17 protein-coding genes and 1 other annotated feature are annotated in these 24,477 nt (G+C 40.5%); of the genes, 16 read left to right on the top strand and 1 reads right to left on the bottom strand.

All coding sequences use genetic code 11. The features are described 5' to 3' along the window. Nucleotides 1-108 precede the first annotated feature (108 nt). The gene (locus GEZ85_RS01510; RefSeq protein WP_084926192.1) at nt 109-1,026 is read left to right on the top strand and encodes a dihydrodipicolinate synthase family protein; all 918 of its coding nucleotides are present in this window, start codon (nt 109-111) and stop codon (nt 1,024-1,026) included. 17 nt (nt 1,027-1,043) lie between these two features. Continuing rightward, nucleotides 1,044-1,928, top strand: a complete 885-nt coding sequence (locus tag GEZ85_RS01515; protein ID WP_153209357.1) for an ROK family protein — start codon at nt 1,044-1,046, stop codon at nt 1,926-1,928. Nucleotides 1,929-1,943: 15 nt separating this feature from the next. On the opposite strand, the gene GEZ85_RS01520 is transcribed toward GEZ85_RS01515, so the two are convergent. Next, nucleotides 1,944-2,795 (bottom strand): MurR/RpiR family transcriptional regulator, encoded by an 852-nt coding sequence (locus GEZ85_RS01520; protein WP_153209355.1) that lies wholly within the window; start codon nt 2,793-2,795, stop codon nt 1,944-1,946. Between the two features lie 189 nt (nt 2,796-2,984). On the opposite strand from GEZ85_RS01520, the gene pbp2b reads away from it, so the two are divergent. The 14 genes from pbp2b to GEZ85_RS01595 all read left to right on the top strand — a co-directional run bounded on the left by pbp2b (nt 2,985) and on the right by GEZ85_RS01595 (nt 24,373). Further along, nucleotides 2,985-5,042 (top strand): penicillin-binding protein PBP2B, encoded by a 2,058-nt coding sequence (pbp2b, locus tag GEZ85_RS01525; protein WP_153209353.1) that lies wholly within the window; start codon nt 2,985-2,987, stop codon nt 5,040-5,042. 10 nt (nt 5,043-5,052) lie between these two features. Then, nucleotides 5,053-5,649 (top strand): recombination mediator RecR, encoded by a 597-nt coding sequence (gene recR / locus GEZ85_RS01530; RefSeq protein ID WP_000966754.1) that lies wholly within the window; start codon nt 5,053-5,055, stop codon nt 5,647-5,649. Between the two features lie 172 nt (nt 5,650-5,821). Continuing rightward, entirely contained in the window at nt 5,822-6,865 is a 1,044-nt protein-coding gene (locus GEZ85_RS01535; protein ID WP_153209351.1) for a D-alanine--D-alanine ligase, read from the top strand. A gap of 83 nt (nt 6,866-6,948) precedes the next feature. Beyond that, entirely contained in the window at nt 6,949-8,322 is a 1,374-nt protein-coding gene (locus GEZ85_RS01540; RefSeq protein WP_153209349.1) for a UDP-N-acetylmuramoyl-tripeptide--D-alanyl-D-alanine ligase, read from the top strand. Between the two features lie 94 nt (nt 8,323-8,416). After that, complete coding sequence (locus tag GEZ85_RS01545) at nt 8,417-9,121, top strand: YwaF family protein (RefSeq protein ID WP_024057150.1); 705 nt, start codon at nt 8,417-8,419, stop codon at nt 9,119-9,121. A gap of 214 nt (nt 9,122-9,335) precedes the next feature. Beyond that, entirely contained in the window at nt 9,336-10,715 is a 1,380-nt protein-coding gene (gene ftsA / locus GEZ85_RS01550; protein WP_004257776.1) for a cell division protein FtsA, read from the top strand. A 17-nt stretch (nt 10,716-10,732) separates the two neighbouring features. Beyond that, nucleotides 10,733-11,989, top strand: coding sequence for a cell division protein FtsZ (gene ftsZ, locus GEZ85_RS01555; protein ID WP_024057151.1), 1,257 nt, complete (start codon nt 10,733-10,735; stop codon nt 11,987-11,989). A 4-nt stretch (nt 11,990-11,993) separates the two neighbouring features. Further along, a complete protein-coding gene (locus GEZ85_RS01560; RefSeq protein ID WP_153209347.1) occupies nt 11,994-12,665 on the top strand; it encodes a YggS family pyridoxal phosphate-dependent enzyme in 672 nt (223 codons plus the stop codon). A 9-nt stretch (nt 12,666-12,674) separates the two neighbouring features. Then, nucleotides 12,675-13,208: a cell division protein SepF gene (locus tag GEZ85_RS01565; RefSeq protein ID WP_153209345.1), complete on the top strand. Its 534-nt coding sequence runs from the start codon at nt 12,675-12,677 to the stop codon at nt 13,206-13,208. Further along, entirely contained in the window at nt 13,208-13,471 is a 264-nt protein-coding gene (locus GEZ85_RS01570) for a YggT family protein (RefSeq protein WP_004257761.1), read from the top strand. Before GEZ85_RS01565 ends, GEZ85_RS01570 begins: the two co-directional genes overlap by 1 nt. Next, nucleotides 13,468-14,253 (top strand): YlmH family RNA-binding protein, encoded by a 786-nt coding sequence (locus GEZ85_RS01575; protein ID WP_153209343.1) that lies wholly within the window; start codon nt 13,468-13,470, stop codon nt 14,251-14,253. The genes GEZ85_RS01570 and GEZ85_RS01575 overlap by 4 nt, the downstream gene beginning before the upstream one ends. An 8-nt stretch (nt 14,254-14,261) precedes the next feature. Next, entirely contained in the window at nt 14,262-15,137 is an 876-nt protein-coding gene (locus GEZ85_RS01580; protein ID WP_001123209.1) for a DivIVA domain-containing protein, read from the top strand. Beyond that, nucleotides 15,132-15,343: a binding site (T-box leader), on the top strand. Its footprint overlaps the gene before it by 6 nt. Nucleotides 15,344-15,388: 45 nt before the next feature. Then, nucleotides 15,389-18,181: an isoleucine--tRNA ligase gene (gene ileS / locus GEZ85_RS01590; protein ID WP_153209341.1), complete on the top strand. Its 2,793-nt coding sequence runs from the start codon at nt 15,389-15,391 to the stop codon at nt 18,179-18,181. Nucleotides 18,182-18,568: 387 nt separating this feature from the next. After that, nucleotides 18,569-24,373 (top strand): ZmpA/ZmpB/ZmpC family metallo-endopeptidase, encoded by a 5,805-nt coding sequence (locus tag GEZ85_RS01595; protein ID WP_153209339.1) that lies wholly within the window; start codon nt 18,569-18,571, stop codon nt 24,371-24,373. Nucleotides 24,374-24,477 lie beyond the last annotated feature (104 nt).

The raw sequence follows: 24,477 nt of genomic DNA on the forward strand, positions 1-24,477 counted from the left end.
CTAAGTGTACACAAGATATTGAAAGCGTTTTTCATAAGGTGTATACTAAAAACGTAAAGAATAAATCCCTGCTTTTAGCAGAAAAAAAGAAATCTTAGGAGAAAATCTATGTCAGATTTAAAAAAATACGAAGGTGTCATTCCAGCCTTCTACGCATGTTATGATGATCAAGGAGAAGTAAGTCCAGAGCGTACGCGTGCCTTGGTACAATACTTCATTGATAAAGGTGTTCAAGGTCTTTATGTCAATGGTTCTTCTGGTGAATGTATCTACCAAAGCGTTGAAGATCGCAAGTTAATTTTGGAAGAAGTCATGGCGGTAGCCAAAGGTAAATTGACTATTATTGCCCACGTTGCTTGCAATAATACTAAAGATAGTATGGAACTTGCTCGTCATGCTGAAAGCTTGGGTGTAGATGCCATTGCAACGATTCCACCAATTTATTTCCGCTTGCCAGAATACTCAGTTGCTAAATACTGGAACGATATCAGTTCTGCAGCTCCAAACACAGACTACGTGATTTACAACATTCCTCAATTGGCAGGGGTTGCTTTGACTCCAAGCCTTTACACAGAAATGTTGAAAAATCCTCGTGTTATCGGTGTGAAGAACTCTTCTATGCCAGTTCAAGATATCCAAACCTTTGTCAGTCTTGGTGGGGAAGACCACATCGTCTTTAATGGTCCAGATGAACAGTTCCTAGGTGGCCGTCTCATGGGTGCTAAGGCTGGTATCGGTGGTACTTATGGTGCTATGCCAGAACTCTTCTTGAAACTCAATCAATTGATTGCGGATAAAGACTTAGAAACAGCGCGTGAATTGCAGTATGCTATCAACGCTATCATTGCTAAACTCACTTCTGCACATGGAAATATGTACGGTGTGATTAAAGAAGTCTTGAAGATTAATGAAGGCTTGAATATTGGTTCTGTTCGTTCACCATTGACACCAGTGACTGAAGAAGATCGTCCAGTTGTAGAAGCAGCTGCAGCCTTGATTCGTGAAACCAAGGAGCGCTTCCTCTAATCCATAAGGAGGTATTTATGACACACTACGTTGCAATTGATATCGGTGGAACCAACATCAAATATGGTTTGATCGACCAAGAAGGCCAACTTGTTGAATCGCATGAAATGCCAACAGAGGCGCATAAAGGTGGACCTCATATCTTACAAAAGACCAAAGATATCGTAGCCAGCTATTTAGAACAAGGCCCAGTAGCAGGAGTTGCTATCTCTTCTGCTGGGATGGTGGATCCAGATAAGGGGGAAATTTTCTATGCTGGCCCTCAAATTCCTAACTACGCAGGAACCCAGTTTAAAAAAGAAATTGAGAGTACCTTTGAAATCCCTTGCGAGATTGAAAATGACGTCAACTGTGCAGGTTTGGCTGAGGTAGTATCTGGTTCAGGTAAGGGAGCGAGTGTTACCCTTTGCCTGACTATTGGAACCGGTATCGGTGGTTGCTTGATTATGGATGGGAAAGTCTTCCATGGATTTAGCAACTCAGCCTGTGAAGTCGGTTATATGCATATGCAGGATGGAGCGTTCCAAGATTTGGCTTCTACAACAGCTTTAGTGAAATATGTAGCTGAAGCACATGGAGAAGATGTTGATCAGTGGAATGGCCGACGCATCTTTAAGGAAGCCACTGAAGGCAACAAGATTTGTATGGCTGGTATTGACCGCATGGTAGACTATCTAGGAAAAGGTCTGGCAAATATTTGCTATGTGGCCAATCCAGAAGTAGTCATTCTCGGTGGCGGTATCATGGGACAAGAGGCTATCCTCAAACCCAAGATCCGTAAAGCCTTGAAAGATGCCTTGGTGCCAAGCCTAGCTGAAAAAACACGATTAGAATTTGCCCATCACCAAAATACAGCAGGTATGTTGGGAGCTTATTACCATTTCAAGACAAAACAATCCTAGTTTGGTTGAACCAAACTAGGATTTTCTTATACGTTTCTGTCTACGATAACCGTTGAGTTTTTTATTTTCCCAATAGCTATTAAAGATTTTCTCCTTGCTTTCACGATTGATTTCCAAAAAATAGGCATAAATCAAATCGATAAAGAAGAGCATAGGAAGTTGAGCGGATATTCGTTGGATGTAGGAGGGTTGGCTGTGGGTGGCTACAAGAACAGTCTCTGTATAGGTCTGACTATCTTTATTTGGAACGCTTGTAAAGAGTACAGTCTTTGCGCCCATCTCCTTAGCGTCTAATAGACTGTCTAAAATAGAAGGAGTTGAGCCAGAAAGTGAGAAACCGAGTACGAGACAATTTTCATCCATAATGCTGGTTGTCCAAGCAAAGCCGTCTTGATCAGTCAAGGCCTCGCATACCACACCCAGACGCATGAAGCGTAATTTCATTTCACGAGCGACGAGGCCAGAACTGCCAGTTCCGAAGAAGTAGACACGATCAGCACCTTCGATTAACTGGGCGATTCGTTCAAGTTGTTTTTCGTCAATCAAGTCCTGTGTTTGTTCCCGCATGTGATTGTAGCTTCTAAGAACTCGTTTTGTAAGGGGGCTGTGGTCGGGATGTTGGCTAGCTTGATTATCTGCTTGGTGTTGGTATTGGAAAATAAATTCTCGATAACCTGTAAAACCACACTTTTTAGCAAAGCGGGTCAGTGCGGCTTGAGAGATATGTAATTTTTGAGTGACCTGCTGAGAAGATAAATCATCTGCAATGGTTTCAGATTGTAAAAAATAGCGAGCGATTTCTTGCTCTAGATCTGTTAACTCTTCAAAATGAAGATCAATAATGCTTGCGATATCTTGCGGGTTCATGATACTCCTTTATTTGAGTCTAGCTATTAATCGATAATTATTTTTTGTAGCTTTTGTAAATATTATATCATATAAAATAGTTATATTTAAATAAAAAAACCATCAGAAACTAAATTAAAAAAGCACCCTTCTTTTCCAAAATTTCTTCTTAAATTATGGTACAATGAAGAGTAAGATTTATAAATAGAAATGAGACTGACTTGTATGAGAAAATTTGATAGCCATTCGATTCCGATTCGGCTTAATTTATTGTTTTCAATTGTTATTTTGCTCTTTATGGCCATTATTGGTCGCCTACTTTATATGCAGGTTTTGAACAAGGATTTTTATGAGACAAAATTAGCATCTGCTAGTAAAACAAAGGTGACCACTAGTTCGGCTCGGGGCGAAATTTATGATGCTAGCGGCAAGCCTTTGGTTGAAAATACTGTGAAACAAGTTGTTTCCTTTAATCGAAACAACAAAATGACGGCTGCAGATTTGAAAGAAACAGCCAAGAAGTTGCTGGCTTATGTGGGAGTTTCTTCTCCAACATTGACTGATCGACAGTTAGCAGACTATTATCTAGCAGATCAAGATGTCTATAAGAAAGCAGTGGAAAGCTTACCACGTGAGAAACGCCTTGATTCTGATGGAAATCAATTATCTGAATCAGAGCTTTACAATAATACTGTTGAAAGTATCGATCCAAGTCAATTGACCTACTCTGATGACGAAAAGAAAGAAATTTACCTCTTTAGCCAACTTAATGCAGTTGAAAATTTTGCGACAGGGACCATTGCGACAGATTCCTTGACAGATACTCAGATTGCCTTGATAGCTTCGGCCTCTAAGAATTTACCTGGTATCAGTATTTCAACCTCGTGGGATCGAAAGGTCCTAGAGACTTCACTTTCGTCTATAGTAGGAAGTGTATCCAGTGAAAAAGCCGGTCTTCCAGCTGAAGAAGCAGATGCTTATATCAAAAAGGGTTATTCTCTAAATGACCGTGTTGGAACCTCTTATCTAGAAAAACAATATGAAGAAACCTTGCAAGGGAAACGCTCGGTGAAAGAAATCCATCTAGACAAGTATGGCAATATGGAAAGTGTCGAAAATATCGAAGATGGTACCAAAGGGAATAATATTAAACTGACTATTGATTTGGCCTTTCAAGATAGCGTGGACAATCTGCTTAAGAGTTACTTCAATTCCGAACTGGGAAATGGAGGAGCCAAGTATTCAGAAGGTGTGTATGCAGTTGCCCTCAACCCAAAAACAGGTGCGGTTTTGTCTATGTCAGGACTCAAACATGACTTGAAAACGGGAGATTTAACACCTGATTCCTTGGGAACAGTAACCGATGTCTTTGTCCCGGGTTCTGTTGTCAAGGCGGCGACCATCAGCTCAGGTTGGGAAAATGGAGTCTTGTCAGGGAACCAGACCTTGACAGACCAACCGATTGTCTTCCAAGGTTCAGCTCCGATTAATTCTTGGTATACTCAAGCCTACGGTTCATTTCCGATTACAGCGGTGGAAGCCTTGGAGTATTCTTCTAATACCTATATGGTTCAAACGGCTTTGGGCATTATGGGTCAGACCTATCAACCCAATATGTTTGTTCTAACTAACAATTTAGAATCCGCTATGGGGAAACTTCGTTCGACATTTGCTGAATATGGTCTTGGAGCCTCAACAGGCATTGACCTTCCAGATGAGTCAACTGGTTTTATACCAAAAGAATATAATTTTGCTAATTACATTACCAATGCATTTGGTCAGTTTGATAACTACACCCCAATGCAATTGGCCCAGTACGTTGGAACTATTGCCAACAACGGTGTTCGGATTGCACCTCACATTGTCGAGGGGATTTATGGAAACAACGAACAAGGTGGCTTAGGGAACTTAATCCAATCTGTTGAAACCAAGGAAATGAATAAAATTAATATTTCTGAGTCTGATGTTTCCATCCTCCAACAAGGATTTTATCAAGTGTCACATGGTGGTAGTGCTTTGACAACCGGTCGTGCCTTTTCAAATGGCGCAGCGGTATCCATTAGTGGAAAAACAGGTACTGCCGAAAGTTATGTTGTGGGAGGTCAAAAAGCTAACAATACTAATGCTGTGGCCTATGCACCATCAGATAATCCTCAAATCGCTGTAGCTGTTGTCTTCCCTCATAACACCAACCTTACAAATGGTGTCGGACCTTCCATTGCGCGCGATATTATCAACCTCTATAACCAACATCATCCAATGAATTAGAAAGGAACATATGCTTTATCCAACACCTATTGCTAAGCTAATTGACAGTTATTCGAAATTACCGGGTATCGGGATTAAGACGGCTACCCGTCTGGCCTTCTATACTATTGGAATGTCTGATGACGATGTCAATGAATTTGCTAAAAATCTCCTTTCTGCTAAGAGAGAGTTGACCTACTGTTCCATCTGCGGTCGCCTGACCGATGACGATCCTTGCTCTATCTGTACCGATCCGACTCGTGACCAGACAACGATTTTAGTTCTCGAAGATAGTCGCGATGTGGCAGCCATGGAGAATATCCAAGAATACCATGGACTCTATCATGTCTTGCATGGACTCATTTCTCCCATGAATGGTATCAGTCCAGATGATATCAATCTCAAGAGCCTCATGACTCGTCTTATGGATAGTGAAGTTTCAGAGGTAATCGTAGCAACAAATGCTACAGCAGATGGTGAAGCGACATCCATGTATCTTTCACGTTTGCTCAAGCCAGCTGGTATCAAGGTTACGCGTCTAGCACGAGGTCTCGCTGTCGGAGCGGACATTGAGTATGCGGATGAAGTGACGCTCTTACGAGCCATTGAAAATCGAACAGAGTTGTAAGTCTAGACAAATCAACACTCAATTCATTTATACAAAAATCACGGAGACCGACAGTTGTTTTATCGGTCTCTTTTTAGATTTATTGAAGACCAGTATCAGGTTCAAGTTTCAAAAAAGAAGCAAATATGATATACTAAAGAACGAGTATTCTATTAGAATTGGAACAAATAATATGAAACAAACGATTATTCTTTTATACGGTGGACGTAGTGCAGAGCGTGAAGTCTCTGTTCTTTCAGCTGAAAGTGTCATGCGTGCGGTCAACTACGACCGTTTCACAGTCAAGACTTTCTTCATCAGCCAGTCAGGTGACTTTATTAAAACGCAAGAATTTAGCCAGACTCCAGGTCAAGAGGATCGTCTTATGACCAATGAAACCATTGATTGGGATAAGCAAGTTGCACCAAGTGCCATCTACGAAGAAGGGGCAGTGGTCTTTCCGGTTCTTCATGGTCCGATGGGAGAAGATGGCTCAGTTCAAGGATTCTTGGAAGTTTTGAAAATGCCTTACGTTGGTTGCAACATCTTGTCATCTAGTCTTGCCATGGATAAAATCACGACCAAGCGTGTCTTAGAATCTGTCGGGATTGCCCAAGTTCCTTATGTGGCCATCGTTGAAGGCGATGATGTGACTGCTAAAATTGCCGAAGTTGAAGAAAAATTGTCTTATCCAGTTTTCACAAAACCATCAAACATGGGTTCTAGTGTCGGTATTTCTAAATCTGAAAACCAAGAGGAACTCCGTCAAGCTTTGAAACTTGCCTTCCAATATGACAGCCGTGTCTTGGTTGAGCAAGGGGTTAATGCCCGTGAAATCGAGGTTGGTCTCTTGGGCAACTACGATGTCAAAAGCACGCTTCCAGGGGAAGTAGTCAAGGATGTTGCCTTTTATGACTACGATGCCAAGTATATTGACAACAAGATTACTATGGACATCCCAGCCAAAATCAGTGATGATGTGGTATCTGTCATGCGCCAAAATGCAGAAACTGCCTTCCGTGCCATTGGTGGGCTCGGTCTATCTCGTTGCGATTTCTTCTATACAGATAAGGGAGAGGTTTTCCTCAACGAGCTCAATACCATGCCAGGTTTCACCCAGTGGTCTATGTACCCACTACTTTGGGACAATATGGGAATCAGCTATCCAGACTTAATCGAGCGATTGGTTGATCTTGCCAAGGAAAGTTTTGACAAGCGCGAAGCGCATTTGCTATAAAATGAAAGAGAGGGTAGGAGCCAGAACCATCACTGAAGGGTGACTTGAGTTCTCGAGCTTCGACCCTTTTTAAAGGAGTAGAAATGAAATTAAGAATCCATGAAGTGGCTCAAGTTGTAGGAGCTAAAAATGATATCAGCATCTTTGAGGACACCCAGTTAGAAAAAGCTGAGTTTGACAGTCGCTTAATTGCGGCAGGGGATTTATTTGTGCCACTCAAAGGTGCGCGTGACGGTCATGACTTTATCGAAAGAGCTTTTGAAAATGGTGCAGCAGTAACCTTATCTGAGAAAGAGGTTGCAAATCATCCCTATATTCTAGTAGATGATGTCTTGACTGCATTTCAAAAACTAGCTGCCTACTATCTTGAAAAAACGACTGTTGATGTTTTTGCAGTTACAGGTTCAAATGGTAAGACAACGACCAAGGATATGTTGGCACACTTGCTATCAACAACCTACAAAACCTACAAAACACAAGGCAACTACAATAATGAGATTGGTCTTCCTTACACAGTTCTCCATATGCCTGAAGGAACAGAAAAGTTGGTCTTGGAGATGGGACAGGATCACTTGGGAGATATTCATCTCTTGTCAGAATTGGCTCGTCCAAAAACAGCCATCGTGACCTTGGTTGGAGAAGCCCATTTGGCCTTTTTCAAAGACCGTTCTGAGATTGCTAAAGGAAAAATGCAAATTGCAGACGGGATGGCTTCGAATTCCTTGCTCTTGGCACCAGCAGATCCGATTGTAGAGGACTACTTACCAACTGATAAAAAGGTAGTTCGTTTTGGGCAAGGGGCAGAGTTGGAAATTACTGACATGGTAGAACGTAAGGATAGTCTGACCTTTAAAGCTAATTTCTTAAATCAAGCCCTTGATTTGCCAGTGACTGGTAAGTACAATGCCACTAATGCCATGATTGCGTCTTATGTTGCCCTACAAGAAGGAGTTTCAGAGGAGCAAATTCGTCAGGCCTTCCAAAATCTTGAATTGACGCGTAACCGTACCGAGTGGAAGAAAGCAGCAAATGGAGCAGATATCCTATCAGATGTTTACAATGCCAATCCAACTGCTATGAAGCTGATTTTGGAGACTTTCTCTGCCATTCCAGCCAATGAAGGTGGCAAGAAAATTGCAGTGTTGGCGGATATGAAGGAACTTGGTGACCAGTCTGTTCAACTCCATAATCAGATGATTTTGAGCCTTTCTCCAGATGTGCTGGATACTGTTATTTTCTATGGAGAAGATATTGCTGAATTAGCCCAATTGGCTAGTCAAATGTTCCCAATCGGCCACGTTTACTACTTCAAGAAAACAGAAGACCAAGACCAATTTGAAGACCTAGTCAAGCAGGTCAAAGAAAGCCTTGGAGCTAATGACCAAATCCTGCTCAAAGGCTCCAATTCTATGAATTTAGCCAAGCTGGTAGAATGTTTAGAAACTGAAGACAAGTAATTTTGTCAAACATTTACGTATTTCTAAATCCATTTTTGACCAATAGCATGGTATAATAATATGCAGGAAAATTTTGAATCATGAGGAATACTAGATGAATTTATGGGATATTTTCTTTACGACACAAGCAACAGAACCACCCAAATTTGACCTTTTTTGGTATGTTAGCCTATTTACGCTCTTAGCCTTAACATTTTTTACAGCCTATCGCTATCGTGAAAAGAAGGCTTGCCAACGATTTTTTCAAATCTTGCAGGCAGTTCAGTTGATCCTCCTTTATGGTTGGTACTGGGTCAATCATATGCCGTTGTCAGAAAGCCTACCTTTTTACCATTGCCGCATGGCTATGTTTGTGGTGCTTTTGCTTCCTGGTCAGTCTAAATATAGGCAGTATTTTGCATTACTAGGAACATTTGGGACATTAGCAGCCTTTGTTTATCCAGTTCCAGATGCCTATCCTTTCCCACATATTGCGATTTTATCCTTTATCTTTGGCCACTTAGCTCTCTTGGGGAACTCTCTAGTTTATCTATTGAGACAGTATAACGCGCGATTGCTGGATGTGAAGGGAATTTTTCTCATGACCTTTGCACTAAATGCCTTGATTTTTGTGGTCAATTTAGTAACAGGTGGAGATTACGGATTCTTGACAAAACCACCATTGGTTGGAGACCATGGCTTAGTAGCTAATTATTTAATCGTTTCCCTGGCCTTATCAGCAGCGATTACGTTAACAAAGAAAATCTTGGAACTATTTTTAGAACAAGAAGCAGAAAAAATGATTGCAAAGAAAGCTTAGAAATGAGCTTTCTTTTTTTCATAAATCTGATTTTTTATAACTTGTTTGGAAAATAAAAAAATTTGATGAGCGAATGTGAAAAAATGGTAAGTAAATTTAGGAAAAACTAAGCACGATTGGATTTTTTGTGTTATAATATTCTGTGAATAGCTATGCCCTATTTTAGCTATATTGAATAGAAGTTTGAAACTTGGAAGAGAGAGGATGCGATGTAATGGCTAGAGATGGTTTTTTTACAGGCTTAGATATCGGAACTAATTCGATTAAAGTATTGGTTGCCGAGCATAGAAATGGTGAACTAAACGTAATTGGTGTAAGTAATGCCAAGAGTAAAGGTGTAAAGGATGGGATTATCGTTGACATTGAAGCAGCAGCAACTGCTATCAAGTCAGCTATTTCCCAAGCAGAAGAGAAAGCTGGCATTTCAATCAAATCAGTGAATGTTGGTTTGCCTGGAAATCTTTTGCAGGTAGAACCAACTCAAGGTATGATTCCAGTTACATCTGATACAAAAGAAATTACAGATCAAGATGTTGAAAATGTTGTTAAATCAGCCTTGACAAAGAGTATGACACCAGATCGTGAAGTCATTACTTTTATTCCAGAAGAATTTATCGTAGATGGTTTCCAAGGTATTCGTGACCCACGTGGTATGATGGGGGTTCGTCTTGAAATGCGTGGTTTGCTTTACACAGGTCCACGTACTATTCTTCACAATTTACGCAAGACAGTTGAGCGCTCAGGTGTTCAAGTTGAAAATATTATTATTTCACCATTGGCTTTGGTTCGTTCAGTCTTGAACGAAGGAGAACGTGAATTTGGAGCTACTGTGATTGATATGGGAGCAGGTCAAACAACTGTTGCTACAATCCGTAACCAAGAACTCCAGTTTACAAATATTCTTCAAGAAGGTGGAGATTATGTCACAAAAGATATCTCTAAAGTCTTGAAGACTTCACAGAAATTAGCTGAAGGATTGAAATTAAACTATGGTGAAGCCTACCCTTCACTTGCAAGCAATGAAACCTTCCAAGTTGAAGTAATTGGTGAAGTAGAGCCTGTAGAAGTTACAGAAAGCTACCTAGCAGAGATTATTTCAGCCCGCATTAAGCACATTTTTGAACAAATCAAACAAGAGTTGGAAAGAAGACATTTGTTGGATCTTCCAGGTGGGATTGTTCTGATTGGTGGAAATGCTATTTTACCAGGTGTTGTAGAACTTGCACAGGAAGTCTTTGGCGTTGGTGTCAAACTTTACGTTCCAAATCAAGTTGGAATCCGTAATCCTGCCTTCGCTCATGTGATTAGCTTGTCTGAATTTGCTGGTCAATTGACTGAGGTGCATTTATTAGCACAAAGAGCAGTCAAGGGTGAGGATACTTTGCGTCACCAACCAATTAATTTTGGTGGGATGATTCAACGCGTTACGCAAGTAGCACAACCGACCCCTATTCAACCAGTTCAAAATACTGAGGTAGAGCAATCAGCTTCTACAAACGTAGTTGCTCCGAAAGAAGATAAAGTATCTTCTCAAAATAAACCAAAAATCGCAGATCGCTTCCGTGGTTTAATTGGAAGTATGTTTGATGAATAAAAGAGGAAAAATAAACTATGACATTTTCATTTGATACAGCGGCTGCTCAAGGTGCAGTGATTAAAGTAATCGGTGTTGGTGGAGGTGGCGGAAACGCCATTAACCGCATGGTTGACGAAGGTGTTGCAGGCGTAGAATTTATCGCAGCAAACACAGATGTACAAGCTTTAAGTAGTACAAAAGCTGAGACTGTAATTCAGTTAGGTCCTAAATTGACTCGTGGTTTGGGTGCTGGAGGTCGACCTGAAATCGGTCAAAAGGCAGCCGAAGAAAGCGAAGAAGCCTTAACTCAAGCTATTACTGGAGCAGACATGGTCTTCATTACTGCAGGTATGGGAGGTGGCTCAGGTACTGGTGCTGCTCCTGTTATTGCCCGCATTGCTAAAGATTTAGGTGCTCTTACAGTTGGTGTTGTGACACGTCCTTTCGGTTTCGAAGGAAGCAAACGTGGTCAGTACGCTGTAGAAGGAATCAATCAGCTTCGCGAACATGTAGATACTCTATTGATTATTTCAAACAACAACTTGCTTGAAATTGTTGATAAGAAAACTCCACTTCTTGAAGCTCTTAGCGAAGCAGATAACGTACTTCGCCAAGGTGTTCAAGGGATTACTGATTTGATTACAAATCCTGGTTTGATTAACCTTGACTTTGCCGATGTGAAAACAGTTATGGCAAATAAAGGAAACGCCCTAATGGGTATCGGTATCGGTAGTGGTGAAGAACGTGTGGTAGAAGCAGCTCGTAAGGCAATCTACTCACCACTTCTTGAAACAACTATTGACGGTGCTGAGGATGTCATCGTCAACGTTACTGGTGGTCTCGACTTGACTTTGATTGAGGCAGAAGAAGCTTCAGAGATCGTCAACCAAGCAGCTGGCCAAGGAGTGAACATCTGGCTTGGAACATCAATCGATGAAAACATGAAAGATGAAATCCGTGTTACAGTCGTTGCAACTGGTGTTCGTCAAGATCGTGTGGAAAAAGTTGTGGGCCATGCACCAAGACAAGCTGTTCGTCATGAACAAGTAAGTCCTAGTCATGCACACAATCATAATCGTCAGTTTGATATGGCTGAAACTGCAGAAATTCCAAGTCCAGCACCTCGTCGCACAGAAACTTCTCAAACTTCAGCATTTGGTGATTGGGACTTGCGTCGTGAGACAATTGTTCGACCAACTGATTCAGTGGTATCACCAGTTGAACGTTTCGAAGCGCCATCTTTACACGATGAGGATGAATTAGACACTCCTCCATTTTTCAAAAATCGTTAAGTAAATGAATTTGAAAGAAAATACAGAACGTGTTTTTCAACAAATAAAAGATGCAAGTCAGCAGTCAGGAAGAGAAGCCAATTCTGTTTCGGTTGTTGCTGTTACAAAATATGTAGACATACCGACAGCGGAGGCCTTGCTTCCGCTAGGTGTGCATCATATTGGTGAAAATCGTGTGGATAAATTTCTTGAGAAATATGAAGCTTTAAAAGATAGAAATATTACCTGGCATTTGATTGGAACCTTGCAAAGACGCAAGGTCAAAGATGTCATTCAGTATGTTGATTATTTCCACGCTTTGGATTCATTAAAGCTAGCAGAAGAAATTCAAAAAAGAAGTGACAGAGTTGTTAAGTGTTTCTTACAAGTAAATATCTCAAGGGAAGAGAGCAAACATGGTTTTTCAAGGGAAGAACTATTAGAGCTCTTGCCAGAATTGGCCACCTTAGATAAAATTGAATATGTCGGCTTGATGACCATGGCTCCTTTTGAAGCTAGTAGTGATGAGTTGAAAGAAATTTTTAAAGCTACGCAGGATTTGCAACTAGAAATTAGAGAAAAACAAATTCCCAATATGCCAATGACGGACTTGAGTATGGGTATGAGTCGTGACTACAAGGAAGCGATTGAATTTGGCTCAACATTTGTCAGAGTTGGTACAGCATTTTTTAAATAGGAAAGAAATATGTCTTTAAAAGATAGATTTGATAAATTTATAGATTATTTTACAGAAGATGGAGAAGATGTTGGTACTGCATATCAGCCTAAAGCTGAAGAGCCGATTGTGAATCCAGTCCCTTCTGTTCAAGAATTGCCTCAACAAGCTGGTAGCACGCCATCTAAAGATAAAAACATCACTCGTCTTCATGCCCGTCAACAAGAGTTGGCTATGCAAAGTCAACGTTCTACTGATAAGGTGACAATTGATGTTCGTTATCCACGTAAATACGAAGATGCCACAGATATTGTTGATTTATTAGCTGGTAACGAAAGTATTTTGATTGATTTCCAATATATGACAGAAGTTCAAGCTCGTCGTTGTTTGGACTATCTGGATGGGGCGCGCCACGTTTTAGCTGGTAACATGAAAAAGGTAGCATCTACTATGTACCTGCTGACACCAGTTGATGTTGTCGTCAATATTGAAGATATCAAAATTCCAGATGAATCACAAAATGGTGAATTTGGCTTTGATATGAAACGTACGAGAGTGAGATAATGATCTTTCTCATTCGTTTTGTTCAAAATGCAGTGGATATCTATTCACTGATTTTAATCGTGTTTGCTCTGATGTCTTGGTTTCCCAATGCTTATGAATCACGTCTTGGACGCTTGATTATTAGTTTAGTGAAACCGATAATAGCTCCCTTGCAACGTTTGCCCCTCCAGATTGCAGGTCTTGACTTGTCTGTCTGGATTGCGGTATTACTAGTTCACTTCCTAGGGGAGCAGTTGATTCGACTTTTAGTGATCTTTCTATGAACAAGATGATTTATCAACACTTTTCTAAGAATGATTCGTCTTTTATTGATAAAGGATTAGAATGGATAAAAAAGGTAGAAGATTCTTATTCTCCTTTTTTAACACCCTTTGTAAATCCCCATCAAGAAAAGATTTTAAAGGTTCTAGCATCGACCAACGGCATCTCCTATATGAGCAGTCGGCAGTTTCTTGAAACTGAATATGTACGGGTACTCCTGTATCCTGATTATTTTGAGCCGGAATTCTCTGATTTTGAACTTTCCTTGCAAGAAATAGTCTATCCTAATAAGTTTGAACGCCTAACGCATGCAAAAATATTAGGAACTGTTTTAAATCAGCTAGGAATCGATAGGAAGCTATTTGGTGATATCTTAGTCAACGAAGAGAGAGCACAGATTATCATAAATCGACAGTTTATGCTCCTTTTTCAAGACGGCATTACGAAAATTGCTCGTTTACCGGTTCGTCTAGAAGAACGGGATTTTACTGAGAGAATTGCTACTGTAGAAGATTATCAAGAATTAGATATTTGTATTGCTAGTTCTAGATTAGATGTTTTTCTGGCAGGTGTCTTCAAGCTGTCTAGAAATCAGGCAAGTCAGTTAATTGAAAAACAGGCAGTCCAAGTCAATTACCATTTAGTTGAAAAATCAGATTATGCAGTTCAAGTTGGTGATCTGATTAGTGTAAGGAAATTTGGTCGATTGAAACTCATTAGGGATAATGGGCAAACAAAAAAAGATAAAAAGAAATTAACGGTCCAATTGTTATTAAGTAAGTGAGGAAAAATATGCCAATTACATCGTTAGAAATCAAAGATAAAACCTTTAGCACACGCTTCAGAGGGTTTGATCAAGAAGAAGTAGATGAATTTTTAGATATTGTAGTCCGTGATTATGAAGATTTGGTTCGCTCTAATCATGATAAGGATTTACATATTAAGAGTTTGGAAGAGCGTTTGTCTTACTTTGACGAGATGAAAGATTCATTGAGTCAATCTGTATTGATTGCACAAGATACAGCAGAGCGAGTAAAACAAGCTGCAACGGAACGTTCAAACAATATTATCCAACAGGCAGAGCAAGATGCACAACGTTTGTTGGAAGAAGCTAAGTACAAGGCAAATGAAATTCTTCGTCAAGCTACTGACAATGCTAAGAAGGTTGCTGTTGAAACAGAAGAATTAAAAAACAAGAGTCGTGTCTTCCATCAACGTCTTAAATCTACAATTGAGAGCCAGTTAGCAATTGTTGAATCTTCAGATTGGGAAGATATTCTTCGTCCAACAGCTACTTATCTTCAAACAAGTGATGAAGCCTTCAAAGAAGTAGTAAGCGAAGTCTTAGGTGACTCTGTCTTGCAACAACATCCAGAGGAAGAACCAATTGATATTACTCGTCAGTTTTCTCCCGAGGAAATGGCAGAGTTGCAAGCGCGCATCGAAGCGGCCAATAAGGAACTTGCAGAAGCCGAAGCAAGAGCTGAGCAGGAACAAGTGGTTTCACCAGCTCCGGTTGTTGAAGAAAGTCCAGCTCATCCAGTTGGTCCAATGTATGAAGAGCCAGAAGTAGCTCCAAGCCATTATTCAGGACCAACACCAGCTACTGAAGCTGTAAACTCAGAACCAGGTTTTGCGGCACCGCAAGAATCTGTTACAATTTTATAAGAAATAATCTGAGAACAATATCTTATCCTTATATTTTCAGCGAGCAGGAGATGGTGTGAGTCCTGTAATCCCTAATGATAAGATTATCCTCTCAAAAACTCAAGTCTGAATGAAGTAAGATTTGACGTTCCCCACGTTACGGGATAAGAGGAAAAAAGCTGAGTCTTTTTTCGAATAAAGGTGGTACCACGATTTTCGTCCTTTTTGGCAGTCGTGGTTTTTAATTTGTTATTATTTATAAAGGAGATACCATGAAACTCAAAGATACCCTTAACCTTGGGAAAACAGCTTTCCCAATGCGTGCAGGACTTCCAACCAAAGAGCCAGTTTGGCAAAAGGAATGGGAAGATGCAAAACTTTACCAACGTCGTCAAGAATTGAACCAAGGAAAACCACATTTCACCTTGCATGATGGCCCTCCATACGCAAACGGAAATATCCATGTTGGACATGCCATGAATCATATCTCAAAAGATATCATTGTTCGTTCTAAGTCTATGTCAGGTTTTAACGCACCTTATATCCCAGGTTGGGATACTCATGGTCTGCCAATCGAGCAGGTTTTGGCAAAACAAGGTGTCAAACGTAAAGAAATGGACTTGGTTGAGTACTTAAAACTTTGTCGTGAGTACGCTCTTTCTCAAGTTTATAAACAACGTGATGATTTCAAGCGCTTGGGGATGTCAGGTGACTGGGAAAATTTATATGTGACTTTAACTCCAGACTATGAAGCAGCCCAAATCCGTGTATTTGGTGAGATGGCTAATAAAGGCTATATCTACCGTGGTGCAAAACCAGTTTACTGGTCATGGTCATCTGAGTCAGCCCTTGCCGAAGCGGAAATTGAATACCATGATTTGGTTTCGACTTCTCTTTACTATGCCAATAAGGTAAAAGATGGCAAAGGTGTTCTAGATACAGATACTTATATCGTTGTTTGGACAACTACACCATTTACTATCACAGCTTCTCGTGGTTTGACTGTTGGTGCAGATATTGATTACGTTTTGGTTCAACCTGCTGGTGAAGATCGCAAGTTTGTAGTTGCTGCAGAATTATTGACTAGCTTGTCTGAGAAATTTGGCTGGGCTGATGTTCAAGTTTTGGCAACTTACCGTGGTCAAGAACTCAACCACATCGTAACAGAACATCCATGGGATACAGCTGTAGATGAGTTGGTGATCCTTGGTGACCACGTTACAACTGACTCTGGTACAGGTATTGTCCATACAGCCCCTGGTTTTGGTGAGGACGACTACAATGTTGGTATTGCTAATGGTCTTGAAGTCGCAGTGACTGTTGACGAACGTGGTATCATGATGAAGAATGCTGGTCCTGAGTTTGAAGGTCAATTCTATGAAAAGGTAGTTCCAACTGTTATTGAAAAACTTGGTAACCTCCTTCTTGCTCAAGAAGAAATCTCTCACTCATACCCATTTGACTGGCGTACCAAGAAACCAATCATCTGGCGTGCAGTACCACAGTGGTTCGCCTCTGTTTCAAAATTCCGCCAAGAAATCTTGGATGCTATTGATAAAGTTAAATTCCATACAGAATGGGGTAAAGTCCGTCTTTACAACATGATCCGTGACCGTGGCGACTGGGTTATCTCTCGTCAACGTGCTTGGGGTGTTCCACTTCCTATCTTCTACGCTGAAGACGGTACAGCGATTATGACTGCTGAAACTATTGAACACGTGGCTCAACTCTTTGAAGTACATGGTTCAAGCATTTGGTGGGAACGTGATGCCAAAGACCTCTTGCCAGAAGGATTTACACATCCAGGTTCTCCAAATGGGGAGTTCAAGAAAGAAACAGATATTATGGATGTATGGTTTGACTCAGGTTCATCATGGAATGGTGTTTTGGTAAATCGTCCAAATCTGACTTATCCAGCTGACCTTTACCTTGAAGGTTCTGACCAATATCGTGGTTGGTTCAACTCATCACTTATCACATCTGTTGCCAACCATGGCGTAGCACCTTACAAACAAATCTTGTCACAAGGTTTTACCCTTGATGGTAAAGGTGAGAAGATGTCTAAATCTCTTGGAAATACCATTGCTCCAAGCGATGTTGAAAAACAATTTGGTGCTGAAATCTTGCGTCTCTGGGTAACAAGTGTTGACTCAAGCAATGACGTGCGTGTCTCTATGGATATCATGAGCCAAGTCTCTGAAACTTACCGTAAGATCCGTAACACTCTTCGTTTCTTGATTGCCAATACATCTGACTTTAACCCAGCTCAAGACTCAGTAGCTTACGATGAGCTTCGTTCAGTTGATAAGTACATGACGATTCGCTTTAACCAGCTTGTTAAGACCATTCGTGATGCTTACGCCAACTTTGAATTCTTGACAATCTACAAGGCTTTGGTGAACTTTATCAACGTTGATTTGTCAGCCTTCTACCTTGATTTTGCCAAAGATGTTGTTTACATTGAAGGTGCTAAATCACTGGAACGCCGTCAAATGCAGACTGTCTTCTATGACATTCTTGTGAAAATCACGAAACTCTTGACACCAATCCTTCCTCACACTGCGGAAGAAATCTGGTCATATCTTGAGTTTGAAGCTGAAGACTTCGTCCAATTGTCTGAATTGCCAGAAGCAGAGACATTTGCTAATCAAGAAGAAATCTTGGATACATGGGCTGCCTTCATGGACTTCCGTGGACAAGCTCAAAAAGCCTTGGAAGAAGCGCGTAATGCCAAAGTTATCGGTAAATCACTTGAAGCACACTTGACAGTTTATCCAAACGAAGTGGTGAAAACTCTGCTCGAAGCAGTAAACAGCAATGTAGCTCAACTTTTGATCGTGTCAGACTTGACCATCGCAGAGGGACCAGCTCCAGAAGCTGCTGTTAGCTTCGAAGATGTAGCCTTTACAGTTGAACGCGCTGCAGGTGAAGTATGTGACCGTTGCCGTCGTATCGACCCAACAACAGCAGAACGTAGCTACCACGCAGTCATCTGTGACCACTGTGCAAGCATCGTAGAAGAAAACTTTGCGGAAGCAGTCGCAGAAGGATTTGAAGAGAAATAAGTTGTGTAGAGTCTGGGACAAAAAGATTTTGATTTTAGGAATTCTTTATTATAAATTTTAAAAATCGATGGATTAGACAAAAAAGCGAACAAGACAGAATTCTGAGTGTCAGATAACTCGTTTTGTTCGCTTTTTATATTTAAGGTTAGACTTTTGTCCTAGACTCTTTTGTATATTTATAAATGAGAAGAAAAGTGATTCAAATGAATTGAAGAATGCTGGTACTATTTTAGGACAAGTTAGAGAATTTATAGTATAATGATGGTTGTAGATTGAATATATCAAAATATATACAGAAGTATTTTTGTTTCTTGTAAGTTTATCATAGTGAGGAAGCAAAATGCTTCTTCTATTTTGAAATGAATAAAATAGTAGAGAGGATATAGAATGAAAAAGTTTTTTGGAGAGAAGCAGCATCGTTTTTCCTTACGAAAGTTAGCGATTGGTCTTGTATCTGCTTCAATTTCTAGCTTATTTTTTGTGTCTATTGCTAGCAGTGGGACCGTATTTGCTCAAGAAAATGTATCTGTTCACTACAAATACGTGACGGATACAGAACTGAGTAGTCATGAGAAGGACTTGATTGTAAAGGACATTCCTAAAATTGCTGACGATAGTGAGAGTACCTATTATCTAGTCTATCGTATGGATGAAAAAGCCCAACTAGGTCAGTTGCCTAATACCGGTGAGCACAGTAATCTGGTTACCGTCCTTTCGGGTGGAGCCCTCGCTTCGATTGGACTCCTTATTTTTGCTGTTTCGAGAAAGAAAGGCAAGAAGAAAGTACTGTTGAAGGTTGTTTTGATAACAGGCATGGGGAGCGGTTTGGTTTCTTCGGTTCAGGCTATTGAAAATCAACTCTTGCTCCAATATAATCAAGAATATCAATTATCCCAAGGAGATAGTCTGCCTTTGCCACGCACCCTATCGGGTTATACTTACCTAGGCTATATTAAGCAAGACAAGAAAATTAATCAGTTAGAAACTGTTGCTAGAGATCAGAAACTAGAGGATACGGTTCACCCTCATGTCCAGACCAAGGAAGGTGGACAAGAGGCAGTAGATAAACAGAAAGATTCATCTCAAATCCGTCCAGTAGAGAAATCAGCTCCTTCTCTAGATTCATCCAATCCAAAACCGTCTGGTATTGCTAGTGTGGATCCTCATGACGAAGTCTTGGCTGGTCGTTTAAATAAACCAGAGCTCTTATACAAAGATCAAGAGATTGAAACCAAGCTAGACTTTGATGAAGTGGTTCAAGAGAATCCAGATTTAATTGAGGAAACTATTCGTGTCAGACAAGAAGGTCATGCTGGGAAGAAGATCGAGCTTGTTCGCATTTTTACTGTTGAAAACCAAGAAATTTCCCGAGAAGTTCTCTTGACTAAGGTAGAAGAAGCCTTACCACGTATAGTAGAAAAAGGGACTAAGAAGGCAGTTGTACCGAGTGAAATACCCCAGTCTGCAAGAAAAGGTGAGCCTGAGACCCATGCTTCCTTACCAGAATATAAAGGTGAGCAATCGGGAGCTGTTGTAGCCCCTGAGACAGCCGAAAAACCAGAATATACTGGCACCCAATCTGGATCAATAGTCGAAGCAGAGAAAATTTCTCCGCTACCTGAATATCAGGGAACGCAAGCTGGTGCGATTGTTGAATCAAAGACACGGACCTCCTTACCAGAATATAAAGGTGAGCAATCGGGAGCTGTTGTAGCCCCTGAGACAGCTGAAAAACTAGAATATACAGGAACTCAATCAGGTGCTATTGTCGAACCTGAGCAAGTTGCCCCACAGCCAGAGTACAAAGGGATTCAATCTGGTACCATTGTTGAACCAGAAAAGCATGAACCAGAGGTTGAAGGTGCCCAGTCAGGTGCTTTGGTAGAACCAGAAACGGCTGAGAAGCCATCCTATACAGGTCCCCAGTCCGGAGCGGTTGTTGAACCAGAGACTCATGCTTCCTTACCAGAATATAAAGGTGAGCAATCAGGAGCTATTATAGCCCCAGAGACAACTGAAACACCAGAATATAGAGGAACTCAAGCGGGAGCGATTGTAGCTCCTGAAACAGCTGACAAACCAGAGTATACAGGCACCCAGTCCGGAGCGATTGTTGAACCAGAGACACGGGCTTCCTTACCAGAATATAAAGGTGAGCAATCAGGAGCTGTTGTAGCCCCTGAGACGGCCGAAAAACCAGAATATACAGGCACTCAGTCCGGAGCGGTTGTTGAACCCGAACAAATTGCCCCTCTTCCAGAATATACTGGCAATATTGAGCAAGCAAAACCAGAAAATCCGTCTGAAAAACTAAAAGAAAAAGATCCAGAAAAAACACTTGAATTAAGAAATGTTTCTGATCTGGAGTTATATAGTCAGACCAATGGTACTTACAAACAACATGTTTCTTTAGACAGTGTTCCAAGTAATATAGACACTTACTTTGTTAAGGTAAAATCGTCGTCATTCAAAGATGTCTATCTACCTGTCGCTTCAATAACTGCAGAAATAAAAAATGGACAATCCGTTTATAAAATCATAGCCAAATCTGAGAAACTCCAGCAAGAGCTAGAAAATAAATATGTCGATAATTTCACCTTCTATCTCGCAAAAAAGGCCACAGAAGAAACAACAACCTTCACTTCCTTTAGCAACCTGGTTAAAGCTATCAACAAGAATCTCTCTGGAACCTATCATTTAGCGGCTAGCTTGAATGCCAACGAAGTGGAGTTGGGACCTGATGACAGATCTTACATCAAGGGCACCTTTACTGGTCAGTTGATTGGTGAAAAAGATGGTAAGCAGTATGCTATTTACAATTTGAAAAAGCCTCTTTTTGAAAGCTTGAGAGGGGCCACAGTAGAAAAGTTGAGCCTAAAAAATGTCTCTATTTCAGGTAAAGATGATATCGGTTCACTGGCCAATGAAGCTACGGATAACACAAAGATTAAGCAAGTTCATGTCGATGGTGTTCTGGCTGGGGAACGTGGTATCGGTGGTTTGTTGGCTAAGGCAGACCAATCAAGCATCACAGAGAGCAGTTTTAAGGGAAGAATTGTTAATACCTACGAAACGACTGCTGCATACAATATTGGTGGTCTGGTCGGTCATTTGACAGGAGGCAGAGCTTCACTGACTAAGTCAAAAGCGACAGTAGTCATTTCATCCAACACGAATAGTTCAGATCAGACTGTCGGTGGGATAGCAGGTCTAGTAGACCAAGATGCGCATATACAGGATAGCTATGCTGAAGGTGATATCAACAATGTCAAGCACTTTGGTAGAGTTGCGGGTGTGGCTGGATATTTGTGGGATCGAAAGACGAATGAGGAACAGCATGCAGGAAGATTGACCAATGTACTAAGTGATGTCAATGTAACCAACGGGAATGCTATTACCGGTTACCACTATAATGAAATGAAGGTGGCTAATACATTCAGCAACAAAGCTAATAGAGTTTACAATGTCACCTTGGTCAGGGAAGAAGTCGTCAGCAAGGAATCATTTGTAGAAAGAGGAACAATTTTAGATGCTTCTGAAGTGACTAATAAAAAAGCAGAAATCAAACCTCTCACCCCTCCAACAGTGGAGCCTCTTTCAACAAGTGGTAGTAAAGAAAGTGATTTTTCTAAGGTGAAGCATTATCAAGCTCAGCGCGCCTTGGCTTATAAAAATATTGAAAAATTGCTACCTTTCTACAACAAGGCAACCATCGTCAAATACGGAAACCTAGTTAACGAGAACAGTCTTTTATATCAAAAAGAACTCTTGTCAGCAGTCATGATGAAGGATGACCAAGTCATCACAGATATTGTTTCCAACAAACGGACTGCAAACAAACTCTTGCTCCATTACCAGGATCATTCCTCTGAAACATTCCAGCTCAAGTACCAGACTGATTTTGCTAAGTTAGCAGAATATAGTCTAGGAGATACGGGGCTTCTCTATACGCCAAACCAATTCTTGTATAATCAAGAAACGATTATCCAGCAAGTCTTACCAGAATTGAAGAAGGTAAATTATCATTCAGACGCTATTAGAAACACACTTGGTATTTCACCAAAAGTGAAGCAAACCGAGCTCTATTTAGAAGAACAGTTTACTAAAACGAAGGAACATCTAGAAGAAAGTCTGAGAAAACTCTTGTCAGCGGATGCTGGTCTAGTGGAAAACAATCAAGTAATGACAGATTACATCGTAGATAAAATCAAGCGCAACAAGGAAGCCTTGCTTCTTGGTATGAGCTATTTAGAGCGTTGGTATAACTTTAGCTATGGTCAGGTTAATATTAAAGACTTGGTCTTGTATCACCTTGATTTCTTTGGCAAAGGAAATGCATCTCCGTTAGATACTTTGATTGAGTTAGGGAAATCAGGATTTAATAATCTGCTTGCTAAGAACAACGTTGATACTTATGGTATCAGTCTTGCCAGCCATCATGGAACGACAGATTTGTTTAGCACGCTAGAAAATTACCGAAAAGTCTTTTTACCAAACACTAGCAACAATGACTGGTTTAAAAAACAGACCAAAGCTTTCATTGTCGAAGAAAAATCCACTATTGCAGAGGTCAAAGCCAAGCAAGAGCAAGCAGGGACTAAGTATTCTATCGGTGTTTATGACCGAATTACTAGTAGTACTTGGAAATACCGCAATATGATCTTGCCACTCCTTACTTTGCCAGAAAGATCTGTATTTGTCATCTCAATCTTGTCTAGCCTAGGATTTGGCGCTTACGATCGCTACCGCAACAGTGACTATAAGGCTGGAGATGAACTCAATAAGTTTGTTGAAGATAATGCGCGTGAAACAGCCAAGCGTCAGCGAGATCACTATGATTATTGGTATCGTATTTTGGATGAACAGTCACGTGAAAAACTCTATCGTACGATCCTGCTTTATGATGCCTATAAATTTGGTGATGATCATACTGAAGGAAAGGCTTCAACAATCGCAGACTTTGAGAATTCAAATCCTGCAATGCAACATTTCTTTGGACCAGTTGGTAACAAGGTGGTTCATAATCATCACGGTGCATACGCAACAGGAGATGGTGTCTATTATATGTCTTACCGTATGTTGGATAAGGATGGCGCTATTACGTATACCCATGAGATGACCCATGATTCAGATCAGGATATCTATCTTGGTGGCTATGGTAGAAGAAGTGGTCTTGGTCCTGAGTTCTTTGCTAAAGGCTTATTACAAGCGCCAGATCATCCAAATGATGCGACCATTACCATTAACTCAATCTTGAAACATTCAAAATCAGATAGCATGGAAGGATCCCGTCTACAAGTCTTAGATCCGACGGAACGATTCAAAGATGCATCCGATCTCCAGAAATACGCTCATAATATGTTTGACCTCATCTATCTGTTGGAATATCTTGAAGGGCAATCGATCGTTAAGAAACTGAACGTATCTCAGAAAATGGAAGCTCTTAGAAAAATTGAGAACAAGTATGTGAAAGATCCAGCAGACGGAAATGAGGTTTATGCCACTAACGTAGTCAAAGAATTGACAGAAAGTGAAGCTAAAAAATTGACCAGCTTTGATAGTTTGATTGACAATAACATTCTTTCGGCTCGTGAGTATCAGGCTGGCACTTATGAGAGAAATGGCTACTTTACGATTAAACTCTTTGCACCAATCTTTTCAGCATTGAGCAGTGAGAAAGGTACTCCTGGAGATCTTATGGGACGTCGGATCGCTTATGAACTCTTAGCTGCTAAAGGATTTAAAGATGGTATGGTCCCATATATTTCCAACCAATATGAAGAAATTGCTAAACAAAATGGTCAGACAATCAATCTCTACGGTAAAAAGCAAGGATTAGTGACAGATAAGCTTGTTTTAGAAAAGCTATTTGGTGGTCAGTATTCATCTTGGGCAGCCTTTAAAAAAGCTATGTATCAAGAGCGCGTTGCTCAGTTTGATCATTTGAATAAAGTTACTTTTAAAGATCCGACGCAATCATGGATGAGCAATGCCAAGAAAACCATTCAAAGAGTAAATGAGTTGCAAGAACTCATGGACCAAGCTGTTTTACAGGATGCTACAGGTCCTCGTTGGAGTAATTATAATCCAGAGACTGACAGTGCAGTCCATAAACTTAAGAGAGCAGTCTTTAAAGCCTACCTAGACCAAACAAATGATTTTAGAACTTCTATTTTTGCAAATAAAAAGTAATGAATTATAGAAGTTCCTAGTCAGGATGAGAGGACTTTACTTTCTGACTGTCAGAACTTGTCGATTTTAACTAGCTTTTTTGTGAAAAATTGTGTAGAATAGAA

This window comes from Streptococcus mitis (assembly GCF_009496205.1).
Taxonomy (GTDB): Bacteria; Bacillota; Bacilli; order Lactobacillales; family Streptococcaceae; genus Streptococcus; species Streptococcus mitis_BN.